General features: G+C 60.4%; 10 protein-coding genes and 1 pseudogene. 9 read left to right on the top strand and 2 right to left on the bottom strand.

Features of this window, described 5'->3' with window-relative positions:
* Nucleotides 1-259: 259 nt before the first annotated feature.
* From EAH74_RS06335 to cmoB, 8 genes are all read left to right on the top strand, one after another.
* Nucleotides 260-1,642, top strand: coding sequence for a carbohydrate porin (locus EAH74_RS06335; RefSeq protein WP_140677081.1), 1,383 nt, complete (start codon nucleotides 260-262; stop codon nucleotides 1,640-1,642).
* A gap of 213 nt (nucleotides 1,643-1,855) precedes the next feature.
* Nucleotides 1,856-4,267: a glucose/quinate/shikimate family membrane-bound PQQ-dependent dehydrogenase gene (locus EAH74_RS06340; RefSeq protein ID WP_140677083.1), complete on the top strand. Its 2,412-nt coding sequence runs from the start codon at nucleotides 1,856-1,858 to the stop codon at nucleotides 4,265-4,267.
* Between the two features lie 492 nt (nucleotides 4,268-4,759).
* Nucleotides 4,760-5,137 (top strand): DUF6124 family protein, encoded by a 378-nt coding sequence (locus EAH74_RS06345; RefSeq protein ID WP_140677085.1) that lies wholly within the window; start codon nucleotides 4,760-4,762, stop codon nucleotides 5,135-5,137.
* A gap of 1,055 nt (nucleotides 5,138-6,192) precedes the next feature.
* Nucleotides 6,193-8,610: an endopeptidase La gene (gene lon / locus EAH74_RS06355; RefSeq protein ID WP_140677087.1), complete on the top strand. Its 2,418-nt coding sequence runs from the start codon at nucleotides 6,193-6,195 to the stop codon at nucleotides 8,608-8,610.
* A 192-nt stretch (nucleotides 8,611-8,802) separates the two neighbouring features.
* Entirely contained in the window at nucleotides 8,803-9,195 is a 393-nt protein-coding gene (locus EAH74_RS06360; protein WP_140677089.1) for a protease inhibitor I42 family protein, read from the top strand.
* Between the two features lie 2 nt (nucleotides 9,196-9,197).
* Nucleotides 9,198-9,833 (top strand): lysoplasmalogenase, encoded by a 636-nt coding sequence (locus tag EAH74_RS06365; protein WP_140677091.1) that lies wholly within the window; start codon nucleotides 9,198-9,200, stop codon nucleotides 9,831-9,833.
* Between the two features lie 182 nt (nucleotides 9,834-10,015).
* Nucleotides 10,016-10,795: a carboxy-S-adenosyl-L-methionine synthase CmoA gene (cmoA, locus tag EAH74_RS06370; protein ID WP_193560118.1), complete on the top strand. Its 780-nt coding sequence runs from the start codon at nucleotides 10,016-10,018 to the stop codon at nucleotides 10,793-10,795.
* Nucleotides 10,792-11,748 (top strand): tRNA 5-methoxyuridine(34)/uridine 5-oxyacetic acid(34) synthase CmoB, encoded by a 957-nt coding sequence (cmoB, locus tag EAH74_RS06375; RefSeq protein ID WP_140677093.1) that lies wholly within the window; start codon nucleotides 10,792-10,794, stop codon nucleotides 11,746-11,748. Before cmoA ends, cmoB begins: the two co-directional genes overlap by 4 nt.
* Nucleotides 11,749-11,880: 132 nt before the next feature.
* Here cmoB and tadA read toward each other — a convergent pair whose 3' ends face one another.
* Both tadA and EAH74_RS06385 read right to left on the bottom strand, forming a co-directional pair.
* On the bottom strand, nucleotides 11,881-12,378 hold the full coding sequence (tadA, locus tag EAH74_RS06380; RefSeq protein WP_140677095.1) for a tRNA adenosine(34) deaminase TadA: 498 nt from the start codon (nucleotides 12,376-12,378) through the stop codon (nucleotides 11,881-11,883).
* On the bottom strand, nucleotides 12,378-13,754 hold the full coding sequence (locus tag EAH74_RS06385; protein ID WP_140677097.1) for a multicopper oxidase family protein: 1,377 nt from the start codon (nucleotides 13,752-13,754) through the stop codon (nucleotides 12,378-12,380). The genes tadA and EAH74_RS06385 overlap by 1 nt, the downstream gene beginning before the upstream one ends.
* Nucleotides 13,755-14,137: 383 nt before the next feature.
* Here EAH74_RS06385 and EAH74_RS06390 point away from each other — a divergent pair.
* Nucleotides 14,138-18,202: pseudogene (locus EAH74_RS06390) on the top strand (RHS repeat-associated core domain-containing protein); the annotation flags it as partial.
* Nucleotides 18,203-18,204 lie beyond the last annotated feature (2 nt).

Below are 18,204 nucleotides of genomic sequence, written 5' to 3' on the forward strand. Positions count from 1 at the left end.
GGGCCTTCGAGCGGTGAAAGAATGGGAAGCCGCGCACCTTAGCCGAGGGCTTCCTTGGGGGGAAGCGATCTGTGTGCTGTCAGTTAAATGTAGGTGAAACGCTGTTACCAAATCCGAAACGCTCCATGTCAGTAAAAGCGCTTTCTCTATTTGTAACAGGACATTATCCTTGCGCCCGTCAAGCTGAAACGCTTCCGCTGCCCGCGACATACTGCCGCTTCAGTTCACTTTCCAGAAAAGACCAAGAATTACTTCCCCTATGCCTTATTTTCAAACTCCGCGAGACAGCGCTGTCTGCAACGCTATTGCTCGTCGAAAAGCCCTGAACCTGATCGGCGGACTCTCCGCGTTGGGCTTCGCTACTTGCACCCAGGCCGCTCCGGCCTTCGATAGCGAGTCACCGTGGATGCTCGGCGACTGGAACGGCACGCGCACCGAACTTTCGGAAAAAGGCTACGACTTCAAGGTCGATTACACCGGAGAAATGGGCAGCAATCTGCACGGCGGCTACGACCATGACCGCACCGCCCGCTACAGCGACCAGTTCGGCCTCGGCACGCACCTGGACCTGCAGAAGATTCTGGGCTGGGACGATGCCGAATTTCAGTTGACCATCACCGAGCGCAACGGCAACAACATCAGCAACGACCGTATCAATGATCCGCGCGTGGGCGGGTTCACCTCGGCTCAGGAAGTCTGGGGTCGCGGGCAAACCTGGCGCCTGACGCAAATGTGGTATCAGCAGAAATTCTTCGATCAAAAGCTCGACATCAAGGTCGGCCGTTTCGGCGAAGGCGAAGACTTCAACAGCTTCCCCTGCGACTTCCAGAACCTGGCGTTCTGCGGCTCGCAGGTCGGCAACTGGGTCGGTGGCATCTGGTACAACTGGCCGGTCAGCCAATGGGCGATGCGCGTTAAATATCACCTGACGCCGGAGCTGTACGCACAGGTCGGCGCCTACGAGCAAAACCCGTCGAACCTTGATCGCGACAATGGTTTCAAGCTCAGCGGCAGTGGCACCCAGGGGGCGATCCTGCCGGTGGAACTGGTCTGGTCGCCGAAGCTCAACGGCCTGCCGGGTGAATACCGCGCCGGCTATTACTACAGCAGTGCCAACGCCACCGACGCTTACAAGGACAGCAACGGTCAGCCGGCAGCCCTGAGTGGCGAGGCTTACCGCAGCGCGTCGAGCAAACACGGTGTGTGGCTCGGTGTACAGCAGCAATTGACCAGCCGTGCCAGCGACAACTCCCGCGGCCTGAGCGCGTTCGCCAACGGCACGATGCACGACAAGAAGACCAACGCCATCGACAACTATGTCCAGGCAGGCGTCGTCTACAAAGGCTTGTTCGATGCACGCGCCAAGGACGACATCGGTTTCGCCCTGGCTCGCGTCCACGTCAACCCGGCCTATCGCAAGAACGCCGAGGCGACCAATCAGGCCCGGGCTGTCTTCGACTACGACGACCCGTCCTTCCTGCCGCCGCAGGACACCGAATACAGCGCCGAACTCTATTACGGCGTGCACGTCACGAACTGGCTGACCGTGCGCCCGAACCTGCAATACATCCGCCACCCCGGTGGCGTGGACAAGGTCGATGACGCGCTGATTGGCGGGATCAAGATCCAGTCATCCTTCTAACCAACGCCACAAAACCTGTGGGAGCGAGCCTGCTCGCGAAGAGGCCGTCAGCTTCAACATCAATGCTGACTGACACACCGCTTTCGCGAGCAGGTTCGCTCCCACAGGGGATCGCGTCGTCCAAACAGTTTTTATCTGAACCATGCCCACGCCAGATCGTCATCTACAGTGAACTTGCGCGGGACTACTTAAAACGTCACGGAGAACCACACTATGAGCACTGATGGTGCTTTGAGTCGAAGCCGTCTGCTGCCGAGCCTGCTCGGTATCCTGCTTCTGCTAATGGGCCTGGCCATGCTGGCCGGGGGGATCAAGCTGAGCATGCTCGGCGGCTCGCTGTATTACCTGCTGGCCGGTATTGGCCTGGCGCTGACCGGCGTGTTGCTGATTGCCGCTCGCCGCGCTGCACTGGGCCTCTATGCACTGGTGCTGTTCGCCAGCACCGTTTGGGCCTTGTGGGAAGTCGGCCTCGATTGGTGGCAACTGGTGCCGCGTCTGGCCATGCTGTTTGCGCTGGGCATCGTCATGTTGCTGCCGTGGTTCCGCCGTCCGCTGTTGCTCACTGGCCCTGCGCCGATGGGCACCGGCGCACTGAGCGTGGCCGTGGTGCTGGCGGGCGTTGCTGCGCTGGCCAGCCAATTCACCAACCCCGGTGAAATCAAAGGCCAACTGGACCGCGACAGCGTGCCGGGCATGACCAACACCGCCCCAGCCATGCCCGACGGTGACTGGAACTCCTACGGCCGCAGCGCCCATGGCGATCGTTACTCGCCACTGGCACAGATCACCCCGCAGAACGCGAACAAACTCGTTCCGGCCTGGACCTTCCGCACCGGCGACCTGCCTGGGCCGAACGACCCGGGTGAAACCACTGCCGAAAACACCCCGCTGAAAGTCAACGGCATGCTCTACGTCTGCACGCCGCACAGCCAGGTGATCGCGCTGGACCCGGACACTGGCAAGGAAATCTGGCGTTTCGATCCGAAGCTCTCCACGCAAAGCGCGGCGAACTTCAAGGGTTGGGCGCACATGACCTGCCGTGGCGTGACGTATCACGATGACGCCGTTTATGCCTCCGAGCAAAGCCCGACCGGCACCGCCAACCCTGCGCCGGTCAGCAGCGTCTGCCCACGCCGGATCTTCCTGCCGACTGCCGACACCCGTCTGATCGCCCTCGACGCCGACACCGGCAAAATGTGCGAAGACTTCGGCAACAAAGGCCAGGTCGACCTGAGCGCCAATATCGGCGGCTTCAACGCCGGCGGTTACTACTCCACCTCGCCTCCAGCGGTCACTAAAGACCTGGTCGTGATTGGCGGCCACGTCACCGACAACGTCTCCACCGACGAACCTAGCGGCGTGATCCGCGCGTTCGACGTGCACACCGGCAAACTGGTGTGGAACTGGGACAGCGGCAACCCGGACGACACCACGCCGATTGCCGAAGGCAAGGTCTACACCCGCAACTCGCCGAACATGTGGTCCATGTTCGCCGTCGATGAAAAACTCGGCATGCTTTACCTGCCGATGGGCAACCAGACCCCGGACCAGTTCGGTGGCGCTCGCACCCCTGAATCGGAACTGCACGCCGCCGGCCTGACCGCGCTCGACATCGGCACCGGTAAGGTGCGCTGGCACTTCCAGTTCACCCACCACGACCTGTGGGACATGGACGTCGGCGGCCAGCCAACCCTGATGGACCTGAAAACCGCAGACGGCGTGAAGCCAGCGGTACTCGCGTCCACCAAACAAGGCAGCATCTACGTGCTGGACCGCAGCACCGGCAAGGCCATCGTGCCGATCAACGAAGTGCCGGTGCCACAAGGCGCTGTCGAAGGTGATCACACTTCGCCAACCCAACCGAAATCCGACCTGAACCTGATGCCGCCGCCACTGAAAGAGCGCGACATGTGGGGCGTGACGCCGTTCGACCAACTGATCTGCCGGATCGACTTCAAATCCCTGCGCTACGACGGCCCGTTCACGCCGCCATCGCTGCAAGGTTCGATCGTGTATCCAGGCAACTTCGGCGTGTTCGACTGGGGCGGTATCTCGGTTGACCCGGTGCGTCAGATTGCTTTCATGAACCCGGACTACATGGCGTTCAAATCGAAACTGATCCCGGCCGCCGAAATCGCAGCCCAAGGCCCGCGTAAAAGCGAAACCGAAGGCGTGCAGCCGAACAAAGGCGCGCCCTACGGCGTCATCCTCGAACCCCTGCTCTCGCCAGTGGGCCTGCCGTGCCAGGCACCGGCCTGGGGTTACGTGACAGCGGTCGACCTGACCACCAGCAAAATCATCTGGAAACACAAAAACGGCACCGTGCGCGACAGCTCGCCGGTTCCGATCCCGTTGAGCATGGGCGTTCCAAGCCTGGGCGGCACGTTCACCACTGCCGGTGGCGTCGCCTTCCTGAGCGGCACCCTCGACCAGTACCTGCGCGCCTACGACGTGAAAAACGGCAAGCAACTGTGGGAAGGCCGCCTGCCAGCAGGCGCGCAAACCACGCCGATGACCTACACCGGCAAGGACGGCAAGCAATACGTGCTTGTTGTTGCAGGTGGTCATGGGTCGCTGGGCACCAAGCAGGGTGACTATGTGATTGCGTACAAACTGTCCGAGTAAGTTTTAGCAGCGGTTAAAGGAAAGGCGACGCCTGTGATGGGGGTCGCCTTTTTTTGTGGCCGCTGGATTTCCAGCCACCGGTGGGAGCGAGCCTGCTCGCGAAAGCGGTGTATCAGGCAACATTGATGTTGAATGTTAAACAGCCTTCGCGAGCAGGCTCGCTCCCACATTTGGATCTAGGTTGATCTGAAAAAAATGCGAACGTCCTACAGGTTTGGCTGTTCTGGAGGAGGATTCCGACAGGTTCTATCGGTTGTCGGGTCGGAAGCCAGGGCGATAGGCTTTTAGGGTCGCTGCAAATTCAGCGAACGGGTTTGGTCGCCCAGGTTTAGAATGGCGCACTTTTCGTACTTGCTTCATGGCGAGCTGTGCGTGGGAGGGCTTTGGCCCTGCCGGGTTCCATTCCCTGGTCGACCAACCTGCGTACGGTTTGCCACCCAACTGCTTGGTCGCAGTCGTGGCGAACTCCTTTTCTTCGAATGGAGCTTCACCATGATCAAAGAAACACCGAATCCCCCGGAAACCGACGACGTTTCCCCCTACGAATCCCTCGATTCAAACAAACTCAATGAAGCCGCCGAACGCGCCCTCGACTACCACTTCCCCTCGATTGCCAACGTCAAAGCCACGCCGCGCACGCCCAGCACCCTGTTTTCCGTGGACTCAGAGGCCTCGAACGAAACCCTCGTGGTTTTTCTGGTCGAGATCCTGGCCTCGGTCGATGTGATGGTCCATCAGTTGGTGGACCATCTAGAGGGTGGATCGCGCAATGCCCTGCTGGGTATTTCAAACAACATCATGCTGGCGGAGATCACGGCAAACCGGGTGCTGGATAACATCGACCTACCAAAACCTTCGCCGCACAGCTAATCCCCCCTGAGGGAGCGGGCTTGCTCGCGAAAGCGGTGCTTCAGTCGAAATTAATGCTGAATGACACACCGCATTCGCGAGCAAGCCCGCTCCCACAATGAAACGGTGCACATCAGCGAAATCCTGGTCGGCTGTCAGGTCGCAATCGCGAGCAGGCTCGCTCCCACAGTTGAATGGTGTGGATCAGCAAAAATTAGTCGGCTGTCAGGCCGCCATCGCAGCGATGCGGCGACCCGACAAGCCAGCTCCCACAATGAAACGGTGCACATCAGCGAAATCCTGGTCGGCTGTCAGGTCGCAATCGCGAGCAGGCTCGCTCCCACAGTTGAATGGTGTGGATCAGCAAAAATTAGTCGGCTGTCAGGCCGCCATCGCAGCGATGCGGCGACCCGACAAGCCAGCTCCCACAATGAAACGGTGCACATCAGCGAAATATTGGTCGGCTGTCAGGTCGCAATCGCGAGCAGGCTCGCTCCCACATTGAAACGGTGCACATCAGCGAAATCTTGGTCGGCTGTCAGGCCGCCTTCGCGGGCAACGCGGGCTCATACAAATAGATCGGCATACAACTTCGCTTCTCACCACTTATCAGGCCGAGCGTTAGCTCGCCTGCAGCCCTTGATCTTGATCCACCCGCCCCTTCGGGAGGCTGAGTGGAGGTGTTCATCCGGGGAGTGGCGCGCAGCGCCGTTCGACGCAGTCGAACACGCTGCATGTAGGTCGTCGCGAAGCAGACCGGAGGGCAGTGTCCCCGGATGGATACTGGAGCGAAGGAACGCCGAGCCTGAGCGAGGGGCCGGACGCTCGGGGCGAGCCTTTTTGGGTACTTTTTTGGCGTTTGAAAAAAGTGCCTCGCCGTAAGGGCGAAACCGCCAGCCGCCGTTACCGCAGCAACGGATATGCCCCCATTCAACCCCCAACATGGTCGGCCCAAAGGCCGCCAAGTCAAAAGCACCTGTCAAACCCCTGAACACACACCCAGAAATACCCCAAGCCATTGAAACCACCCCCCACCCGCCCCATCTAACACCCATACCCAATTGCGCAGGTGCCCCATGAGCGACCAGCAAGAATTCCCCGAAGACCCGAGCGAATACGCCGACCCAGAGAACGCCGAACACCACTCCACCGGCAAAGGCCTCGCCCTGCCAGGCCAGAACCTGCCGGACAAGGTCTACATCATCCCGATCCACAACCGCCCGTTCTTCCCGGCCCAAGTGCTGCCGGTCATCGTCAATGAAGAACCGTGGGCTGAAACGCTGGATCTGGTGAGCAAATCCGATCACCACTCCCTGGCCCTGTTCTACATGGACACGCCTCAGGAAGATCCGCGCCATTTCGACACCTCGGCCCTGCCGCTCTACGGCACCCTGGTCAAGGTGCACCACGCCAGTCGCGAAAACGGCAAACTGCAATTCGTCGCCCAAGGTCTGACCCGCGTGCGCATCCGCACCTGGCTCAAGCACCATCGCCCGCCGTACCTGGTGGAAGTCGAATACCCTCACCAGCCCACCGAGCCGACCGATGAGGTCAAGGCCTACGGCATGGCGCTGATCAATGCGATCAAGGAACTGCTGCCGCTCAACCCGCTGTACAGCGAAGAGCTGAAGAACTACCTCAATCGCTTCAGTCCCAACGATCCGTCGCCGCTGACCGACTTCGCCGCCGCACTGACCTCGGCCACCGGCAGCGAGCTGCAAGAAGTACTCGACTGCGTGCCCATGCTCAAACGCATGGAAAAAGTCCTGCCGATGCTGCGCAAGGAAGTCGAAGTCGCGCGCCTGCAAAAAGAAATTTCCGCCGAAGTTAACCGCAAGATCGGCGAGCATCAGCGCGAGTTCTTCCTCAAGGAGCAACTCAAGGTCATCCAGCAAGAGCTGGGGCTGACCAAGGACGACCGCAGCGCCGACATCGAACAGTTCGAGCAACGCCTGGAAGGCAAGGTTCTGCCGCCCCAGGCGCAAAAACGCGTCGAAGAGGAAATGAACAAGCTGTCGATCCTCGAGACCGGTTCGCCGGAGTATGCGGTCACCCGCAACTACCTCGACTGGGCGACCTCGGTGCCGTGGGGCGTGTACGGCGAGGACAAACTCGACCTCAAGCACGCGCGCAAGGTGTTGGACAAACACCATGCCGGCCTCGACGACATCAAGGACCGCATCCTCGAGTTCCTCGCGGTCGGTGCCTACAAAGGCGAGATCAGCGGCTCCATCGTGCTGCTGGTCGGCCCGCCGGGCGTGGGTAAAACCAGTGTCGGCAAATCCATCGCCGAATCCCTCGGTCGGCCGTTCTACCGCTTCAGCCTCGGCGGCATGCGCGACGAAGCCGAGATCAAGGGCCACCGCCGCACCTACATCGGCGCGCAGCCGGGCAAACTCGTCCATGCGTTGAAAGACGTCGAAGTGATGAACCCGGTGATCATGCTCGACGAGATCGACAAGATGGGCCAAAGCTATCAGGGCGACCCGGCCTCGGCGCTGCTGGAAACCCTCGACCCGGAACAGAACGTCGAATTCCTCGACCACTACCTGGACTTGCGTCTGGACCTGTCGAAAGTGCTGTTCATCTGCACCGCCAACACCCTGGACTCGATCCCCAGCCCGTTGCTGGACCGGATGGAAATCATCCGTCTGTCGGGTTACATCACCGAAGAAAAAATCGCCATCGCCAAACGTCACCTGTGGCCGAAACAACTGGAAAAGGCCGGCGTGTCCAAAGGCAGCCTGAGCATCAGCGACAGCGCCCTCAAAGCGTTGATCGACGGATATGCCCGTGAAGCCGGGGTGCGCCACTTGGAAAAAGAACTGGGCAAACTGGTGCGCAAAGCCGTGGTGAAATTGATCGACGAGCCGAAAGCGGTGATCAAGATCGGCCCGAAAGACCTCGAAGCCTCACTCGGCCATCCAGTCTTCCGCAACGAGCAAGTGCTGTCCGGTACCGGCGTCATCACCGGGCTGGCATGGACCAGCATGGGCGGCGCGACCTTGCCGATCGAAGCCACGCGCATTCACACCCTGAATCGTGGCTTCAAACTCACCGGGCAACTGGGCGATGTGATGAAGGAGTCGGCGGAAATCGCCTACAGCTACGTCAGCTCCAACCTGAAGTCGTTCGGCGGTGATCCGAAGTTCTTCGACGAAGCCTTCGTTCACCTCCACGTCCCGGAAGGCGCCACCCCGAAAGACGGCCCAAGCGCCGGCGTGACCATGGCCAGCGCCCTGCTCTCGCTCGCCCGAAACCAGGCGCCGAAAAAAGGCATCGCCATGACCGGCGAACTGACGTTGACCGGGCATGTACTGCCGATTGGCGGAGTGCGCGAAAAGGTGATTGCGGCGCGGCGGCAGAAGATCTTTGAATTGATCCTGCCGGAGCCTAATCGCGGTAGCTTTGAAGAATTGCCGGATTATCTGAAGGAAGGGATTACCGTGCACTTTGCCAAGCGGTTTGCGGATGTGGCGAAGATATTGTTCTGATAATCATCTAGCGCCTGCACCACCGCTATCGCGAGCAAGCTCGCTCCCACAAGGATTGCGCTAAACCTGTGGGAGCGAGCTTGCTCGCGATGGCGTCGGCCCTGATAACACCGACTCTCCTGTCGCCGTCACACTTTGTCTCATCTTCAGTTATGCTCGCCGTTCGTCGTGAATGCCGGAGCCACTGACCTTATGTCCCCCACCCGCCTGTTTGTCCCCCTCGCCCTCTCCTTGCTGGCCGCGTGCGCCACGCAACCGAAACAGAACGTGACTGTGGAAAAACAAAGCGAATGCCCGGTAAACCTGCACAGCGGGCAAAACCTGATCCTGACCCTGCCAAGCAACCCGACCACGGGTTATCGCTGGGCGATCCAGGATTCGGCCGGTGGCGTATTGCGCGCGCTCAGCCCCGAGGTTTACAGCAATCCACAAGACGCGGGGATCGTCGGCAGCGCCGGCCTCTCGACCTGGCGCTTCCAGTCCTTCGCCGCGGGCACGGGCCGTTTGCGCCTGACCTACTCACAGCCATGGGCACCGGAAGTACCGGCAGTGGAAACCTTCGACTGCGCAATCTCGGTTAACTGATCGTGGGCTGGCTGATTCTGGCGCTGATGGGCGCGGTGACGTTCCTCTACGGCGTCAGTGTGCATGCCGCGTTGCTCTGTCTGCTGGTCAAACCGCTGCCGGTATTGGCCTTGCTCGGTTGGTTGCATGACGCACCGCCCAGCGAATATCGGCGCTGGATCAGCCTTGGATTGATTTTCTCCCTGCTCGGCGATGTGTTGCTGGCGTGGCCCGGGGACTTGTTTGTGTTCGGTCTCGGGGCATTTTTGGTCGCGCATCTGGCGTATCTGAAAGCCTATTTGAGCGATTGCCGGCGGTTAGCGCTGTTACCGCTGATCATCGCTTTGGGCGTCGGCGCGGTGTTGTTGGGGATCTTGATTTCCAATGGACTGGGTCCGCTACTCATCCCGGTAATCGTCTACGGTCTGGCCATCAGCGCCATGCTTTGGCGGGCGCTGGCCCGGCTCGGCACTGACGTGCCCAAACGCTCGGCGCTGCTGGCGGCCGCAGGTGCGGTGGCGTTTGTGTTTTCGGACAGCGTGATTGGCATCAACCGATTCGTCGCGCCGTTCGAGGCAGCGGCCTATGTGATCATCCTCAGTTACTGGCTAGGGCAATGGGGCATCACTGCATCGGCGTTCGGCGCAAAACCGCGCTGAACCCTTCGCGAGCAGGCTCGCTCCCACATTTGATTAGTGTTAAACGCACTTCTTGTGTCCAACGCAGAACTACTGTGGGAGCGAGCCTGCTCGCGAAAGCGGTCTCACTGAACACGCAAACCTCGGATCCTGCCCGGCGGTTTATCAGACAACTCGCGCATCCCCCCGTCAATTTGGCTAAAATGCCGGCCTTTTCCACCTACGCCGCTGGAACCGCCGTGAGCAAAGAACCCGATCGCCTTTTCGCCCAGCCTTTGGCCCAGGTGCCTGACTTCGCCTTTAACGAGGACGTGGTGCGGGTGTTCCCGGACATGATCAAGCGCTCGGTGCCGGGCTATCCGACCATCGTTGAAAACCTTGGCGTGCTCGCCGCACAGTTCGCCCAGCCCAACAGCGTGCTCTACGACCTCGGCTCGTCCTTGGGCGCCGTGACTCAGGCGCTGCGCCGACACGTACGCACCGACGGCTGCCGCGTCATCGCTGTGGATAACTCGGCGGCAATGGTTGAACGCTGCCGCGAGTACCTCAACGGTCAAGACTCGATGTTCCAGGAGCTGCTGCCGGTGGAAGTGATCGAAGGCGACATCCTCGCTCTCGAATTCCAGCCAGCCTCGGTGGTGGCGCTGAACTTCACCCTGCAATTCATCGCCCCGGAACAGCGCACCGCATTGCTCTCGCGCATCCGCCAGTCGCTGTTGCCCGGTGGCGCGCTGATTCTGTCGGAGAAGCTGCGCTTCAACGACCTTGAAGAACATGCGCTGCTCACTGACTTGCATGTCGCGTTCAAACGCGCCAACGGCTACAGCGAACTGGAAATCGCCCAGAAACGTAGCGCCATCGAAAACGTCATGAAGCCCGACAGCCTCGAAGAACACCGCGAGCGCCTGCTGGCCGCCGGGTTCTCGAAAGTCGTGCCGTGGTTCCAGTGTCTTAACTTTGCCTCGTTGATTGCCTTGCCATGATTGATCTCTCTCCCCTCGCCCGCCGTCTGACCGGCACACCGCTGGCCGATTGGGCCAATACCCTGCAGGCGCAACTCGACAAGAAAATGGAAAAGGGTCATGGCGACCTCGAGCGCTGGCAGAGTGCGCTGGACGCTTTGCCGAAGATTCAGCCGAGGGTCGTCGATTTACTGAATGGTCTGACGCTGGACACCGATTGCGACGACGAAACCCGTGCGCAAATGCGCACCGCGCTGATGGGCTTGTCGCCATGGCGCAAAGGGCCGTTCGATTTGTTTGGTGTGCATGTCGATACCGAATGGCGTTCGGACTGGAAGTGGTCGCGGGTTGCACCGCATCTGGATCTGAAAGGTAAACGCATCCTCGATGTCGGCTGCGGCAACGGCTATTACATGTGGCGCATGCTCGGTGCCGGGGCCGATAGCGTGATTGGTGTTGACCCGAACTGGCTGTTCTTCTGTCAGTTCCAGGCGGTGCAGCGTTACCTGTCCGAACCCAATGCCTGGCACCTGCCGTTCCCGTTCGAAGACCTGCCGCCGAACATGGAAGGCTTCGACACGGTGTTTTCCATGGGGGTGTTCTATCACCGCCGCTCGCCGATCGAGCATTTGCTGGCGCTGAAGGATTGCCTGGTCAAGGGCGGCGAATTGGTGCTGGAGACGTTGGTGATTGAAGGCGATCAGCAGCAGGTGCTGGTACCGGAAGACCGTTATGCGCAGATGCGTAACGTGTGGTTCCTGCCGTCGGTGCCGGCGCTGGAGTTGTGGCTGCGCCGGGCCGGGTTCACGGATGTTCGCTGTGTGGACGTGAGCGTGACGACGGTCGAGGAACAGCGCGGGACGCAGTGGATGAAGTATCAGTCGCTAAGCGATTTCCTTGATCCGCAAGATCACAGCAAGACGGTTGAAGGGCTGCCGGCACCGATGCGCGCCGTGATCGTGGCCCGCAAGTAAACCCCCAATCTCCCAGACACCAGAAAAACCTGTGGGAGTGAGCCTGCTCGCTGTGAGGACCTTTCAGCCAACGAAGATGTTGGATGTCAGTCCGCTATCGCGAGCAGGCTCGCTCCCACATTAGTTCGGTGTTTAGTCTGTTGGCTTGGCTCTTCGGGCCTTGAAGAACTCGCTCAACACCGCCCCGCACTCCTCGGCCAACACCCCGCCTTCATAAAGCACCCGATGATTGAGAAAGCCTTGGGTAAAAAACTGCCCCTGACTCTGCACAATCCCGGCCTTCGGCTCCAGCGCCCCATACACCACCCGCGCAATCCGCGAATGCACGATCAGCCCGGCGCACATGCTGCACGGCTCAAGCGTCACATAGAGCGTGCTGCCCGGCAGCCGATAGTTGCTGGCTGCCAACGCGGCAGCGCGGATCGCGACCATCTCGGCGTGAGCACTCGGGTCGTTGCCGCTGATCGGGCAGTTGAAACCCCGACCGATGATTTCACCGTCCTGAACCAGCACTGCGCCCACCGGCACTTCGCCCAGGGCCGCGCCTTGGGCGGCCAGGGTCAGGGCTTCGCGCATGAAGTCACGATCACGGCTGCGGTCGATGATTGCTGTCGGGCGTATCTGACGCATCAGGCCACCTCGATAGCGGCCATCAGGCCGGTTTCCATGTGATCGATCACGTGACAGTGGAACATCCATACTCCTGGGTTATCCGCCACCAGCGCCACTTGCGCGCGTTCGTTCTTGCCCAGCAAGTAGGTGTCCGTGAAGTACGGAATAACCTTGTGCCGGTTCGAGGCGATGACCTTGAAGCTCATGCCGTGCAGGTGAATCGGGTGTTGATACTGAGTCATGTTTTTCAATTCGAAAATGTAGCTCTTGCCCTTCTCGAGCTTGGCAATCGGGCGGTCGGCGCAAGTCTTGTCGGTAATGTCCCAGGCCTTGCCGTTGATCTGCCACAGGCTCGGCGGCTTGCCATTGTCGACGTTCACCGACACTGAGCCTACCCATTCGAAATTGAAGTTGAGTTTCTCGGCATTGGCCAGGTCCGGCTCGGCCACCGGGTTGGCGGGCAACGCAGGTGGCCATTCGGTCGGTGTATCGGTGTTCGCCACCGAACGGAATGTGCCCAGTCGTACCGGGCCATTGCGCAGGGACAGTTCTTCACCGGCCGGCGGTGCCTTGATCGCCAGACAAATGCGCATGCCCGGGCCGAGCCAGTATTCCTTGCCGAGTGGCCGCGGTTCGATGGGGTTGCCGTCCAGCGCATAGATCTGCGCTTCGACGCCAGGGATGTTGAGTCGGTAGGTCAGGGTGTTATCGAGGTTGAGCAGGCGCACCCGGGTGATCTGCCCGGCGGGCAACTCGATCACCGCTTGCGAGACACCGTTGATGGTCGACAGGCGCCCGGCCGTGCCACCACGGGCCGCTTCGCGAGGAATGCTGAACGCGACAAAAGCGCCCTCTTCATCGACATGCCAGCTCTTGAGGCTCAACGTCTTTTCGTACTTGAAGCCGGTAGGCTCGCGCTCTTCGATGATCAACGGGCCGACCAGCCCGCGACCGAGTTCTTCGCTGCTGTTCACATGCGGGTGATACCAGTAGCTGCCGGCGTCGGGCACGCGGAATTTGTAGTCGAAGTATTCGCCCGGCAGCACTGGAAGCTGCGAGACGTAGGGCACGCCGTCCATTTCCAGCGGCAGGCGAATGCCGTGCCAGTGAATGGTGGTGGCCGCCGGCAGGTGGTTGATGAAACGTACCCGCAGCCATTCGCCCTGACGCACGCGCAACTCGGTGCCCGGTGCCGACGGGCCGAACGCCCAGGCTTCAGTCTTGTGCCCGGCCACCAGTTCGACGTCCAGCGGTGCAGCGATCAGCTCGTAGTCGTGGCCCGCGTCGGCGTCGGCCATCTTGCCCAACCAGTACCGCGACGCGCCCTCCGCTCCGACACCAACGACAACAAGACCGGCCAGGCCACCGAGGATTTGGCGACGGGTAAAGGACATGAACTCAACTACCTCACGTATCAGCGACAGGCATGGGGCCTGTAAAAGGCGAATACGATACACCTGCGGTTGAGAAACAGTAAGGGCTACCAAGGGCCGCACATCCCCCTGTGGCGAGGGAGCTTGCTCCCGTTCGTCTGCGCAGCAGTCGTGAAACCATCCAGCGCGATAAGTCAGATGCAATGCGATTGCAGAATTGGGGGCCGCTTCGCTGATCGTTATTTAGTCGCCGTTAATCTGGGAATCACCCTACATCCATTTCCACCTTTCCCGACTTCTTTCCTGATCGATCCCCCGCAAAGTCCCCGCGCCTAATTTCTGCGCCAGGGATTGCTCATGTTCGACTCCTTTTCTCCAGCAACTTCATATTTTTGGGGGCGTTGATGGAGCACGTCGCCCGTATCGAGCAGGAACTCGACAGTTTTCCAGGCACCCTTTCTCTTTATCGCGAACAGTTGAAGCACTGGTTCAGCCAAGCGGCGGACACGGCCAGCCGCGCCGCTGATCTGCCGTCGTTGATGGGCATGGAGCGGATCATCCGGTTCGGCAACTCCAGCACCGCTGTCAGCAGCGACGATGACGAGTTTTTATCCACCGTCGTGCAGTGCCCGAAAGGTGGATTGCTGGAAATCGAGAGCAAGTTTGAATCGGTTTATGACATCCCCGTGGGGAATATTCAGGTCGATGTGATTGCGCTTGAAAGCGGCGAAACGACGCTTGTTACGCTTGATGAAAATGGCAAAGGGACGTTCAAGGGGGACGAGGGCAAGTTCTACCGCATTCACGTCCACAACGAAGTCACACCGCAGCACGTTGAAGATCTTTTCTCTTCCTACAACGGCCTGACGAAGGAACTTGAGAAATGGCTGCGTGATGAATGGAAGACATTCAAGCCGAAGTGGCCGCAATCGTCTTCGGTTGCCGTAGGCAATGGATTGCTCGCGGGAAGCTGGGCGGCAATCGAGGGCGTGTGGGACGGCATCGGTCTGCTGTCGGACATCCTCAAGGATCCCGGGAAGTTTGGTGAGCGGTTAGGCGAGAGCGCCGCAGAGCTGAAGAAACTCGCGCAAACCGCCCCCGACGTCATGGAAAAAGCCCAACTGTTGGCCAGTGACGAAGCGGCGTTGTACCTGCTGCTACGCACCGCCAGCCTCTGGTTGGACATGCTGCCGCCCGGCGAGATCGCCGGCAAAACTGCCGAAGCCGTGTCGACGGTGGTGGTGCAACTGTTGATCGACATCCTGATTGGCATCGTTCTGACGTTCGCTGCAGCAGGGGCCGGTATCGCCTATTTGACGATGCGGCTGGCTAATCGAGCTGCGCAATTACTCAGCGCTGTTCTGCGCCTCGTCAAAGCGATTTTCACGATCATCAACAGCTTCATCAGCTACGTCGACCGCTACAAAAAAGTCGCCGCGAGGGGCGTCGCGGCCGGTATGAAAAAAGGCCGCATGCAGCTGCGGTGGGATGCCAGGCGCAACACCACGCTGAAAAAAGACGAACACCACGACAACGCCCCGGATCAGGCGAAAAACCCCAACGGCGACAGCGCCGATTCCGTTGATAAAACCGCGACCAATAAATGCCCGGTGTCGATGGTCACCGGCGAAGAACTGCTCACGCTGACCGACGGTGCGCTGGACGGCATCCTGCCGTTCGACTTCACCCGGCTCTATCGCACCAGCGCCGCCGAGATCGATATCGGCCTCGGGTTCGGCTGGAGTCACAGCCTCGCCCATCGCCTGGAAATCGACGGCGACACTGTCATCTGGATCGACCACGAAAACCGTCGCACCACTTTCCCGCTGCCTAACAGTGAACGCCCGGCGATCCACAACAGCCTGTCGCGGGCGGCGATTTATCTGGGCGATCAACCCGAAGAATTGATCCTCGCCCAGGCTGGCGACGATGCGCGCTTCTATCACTTTCAAAATGGCCGGCTGACCACCATCAGCGACGCTTACGACAACCGCCTGCGCATCACCCGCGACCGGCAATACCGCATCAAACGCCTCGACAATGGCGCCGGCCGTGCCTTGCGCTTGCGCTATGACCGCAGCCATTTGGTCGCCGTCGACTATCAGGTTTTTGTCCCGGCCCAGACCCTCGACGAGGCTTGGCACACCGAGCAGACACTGGTTGCCTACCGCTACGACGCTTGTCATCGCTTGATCGAAGCGACCAATGCCGCCGGCGAAAGCGAGCGCTACGACTACGACGATCAGCACGTCATCCTGCAGCGGCAACTGACCGGTGGGGCGAGTTTCTTCTGGGAGTGGGAACGGTCCGGCAAGGCGGCCCGATGCATCCGACACTGGGCGTCGTTTGCGCAGATGGACGCGCGTTACGTCTGGGATGACGAGGGCAGCGTCACCGTTCAGAACATCGATGGCAGCGAAGAGGTTTACGTCCATGACGACTGGGCGCGGCTGGTGCGCAAGGTCGAGCTGGACGGCGGCGAGCACCTCAAGGCCTACGACGACAATGGTCGGTTGCTTGCCGAGCAGGATCCGCTCGGCGCTGTCACCGAATACCGTTACGACGAAGTCGGGCGGCTGATTGTGCTGATTCCGCCGGAAGAGGAACCGACAGCCTACGAGTATCGCAACGGTTTCCTGCATGCGCGGTACCGCGGCAAAGCCGTCTGGAAATATCAGCGCAATGCGCAAGGCGACGTCACCGAAGCGACCGATCCCGACGGCCATGTCAGCCACTATCACTACGACGAAAAAGGGCAGCTGCTGTCGATCCGTTACCCGGACACCAGTCGGCATGTGTTCGTCTGGAACGCCTTGGGGCAACTGCTCGAAGAAACCTTGCCGGACGGTGGCCAGCGGCGATTTTCCTACGATGCGTTGGGGCGGCGGATTACCCGTCAGGACGAACATGGCGCCGTTACCCACTACCAATGGGATGCCGTTGGCCGACTGATCCAGACGATGCTTCCCACAGGCGCCAGCCGCGCGTTCAGCTATAACGCCTACGGCAAGATCACCGCCGAACGCGATGAACTGGGTCGCGTCACCCGCTACGAATACGTCGACGACCTGCACCTGGTCAGCCGCCGCATCAATGCCGACGGCACCCAGCTGAAGTACCGCTACGACAACGCCCAGCTGTTGCTCACGGAAATTGAAAACGAATCCGGTGAAAAATATCTCCTGGACTACACGTCCAATGGCTTGATCCGACAGGAAAGCGGATTCGACGGCCAACGCAGACTGGTCAGCGTCGACGACGGCCACGACCATCCGCTGGAGTTCGAATACGACCAGCAAGACCGCCTGATCACCGAACACCAAGGCTGGGGCACGCTGCGCTATGGCTACGACGCCTGCGGCCAGCTCAACCGCCTGCGCCTGCCGGACGGCAGCAAACTCGATTACCACCACGCCAAGGGCGGTGCGCTGACGGCCATCGACCTCAACGGCGCGCGACTCACGACCCACCAATTCGCCTTCGGCCGGGAGCAGCAACGCCAGCAGGGGCAGTTGCTCAGCGAATATGCCTACGACGATCAGGGCCGATTGAAGGCCCACGCTGTCAGTCAACAGCACCAAACACTGTATCGCCGCGACTATGCCTACAGCGCCAACGGCAATCTCGACAGCATCGCCGACACCCGTCACGGCCAACGCAATTACCAATACGACCCGCTCAACCGCCTGACTCGCGTGCGCCACACCCGAGACGATCCACCGGAAAGCTTCGCCCATGACCCGGCGGGCAACCTGCTGATGCAGGACCGCTCCGGCGCAGCGAAGGTGCTGGGCAACCGCCTGCTGATGCAAGGCGATCGCCACTATGACTACGACGCCTTCGGCAACCTGATCCGCGAGCGCCGCGGCACCGGGCAAAAGCTCATCACCGAATACCGCTACGACTGCCAGCACCGCTTGGTCGGCGTCACGACCCCGGACGGCCGCAGCACCAGCTACCGCTACGACGCCTTCGGCCGCCGCATCGCCAAAACCGTCGACAGCAAAACCACCGAGTTCTTCTGGCAAGGCGACCACCTCATCGCCGAAAGCACCCACGAGCACTACCGCAGCTACGTCTACGAACCCGGCAGCTTCCGCCCACTGGCGATGCTCGACGGCAAAGGCCCGCGCAAGGCTTGCCCGTTTTACTACCAGCTCGATCACCTCGGCACACCGCAGGAACTGACCGATTTTGGTGGCGAGATTGTCTGGTCGGCGAAGTACAACGCCTACGGCAAGGTCACTCGACGTGCATTCGGAGGAGGAGAGCAGCTCGAGCAACCGTTACGGTTTCAGGGGCAGTACTTCGACGCTGAGAGTGGTCTGCATTACAACCGGCATCGGTACTATGATCCGGAGGTGGGTCGGTACCTGACGCCGGATCCGATCAAGTTGGCGGGCGGGCTGAACCAGTACCAGTACACGCCGAATCCGACGGGGTGGGTTGATCCGTTGGGGTTGAGCGGGAN

Origin of the sequence: Pseudomonas mandelii (assembly GCF_006438925.1) — a bacterium.
GTDB lineage: Bacteria > Pseudomonadota > Gammaproteobacteria > Pseudomonadales > Pseudomonadaceae > Aquipseudomonas > Aquipseudomonas mandelii_C.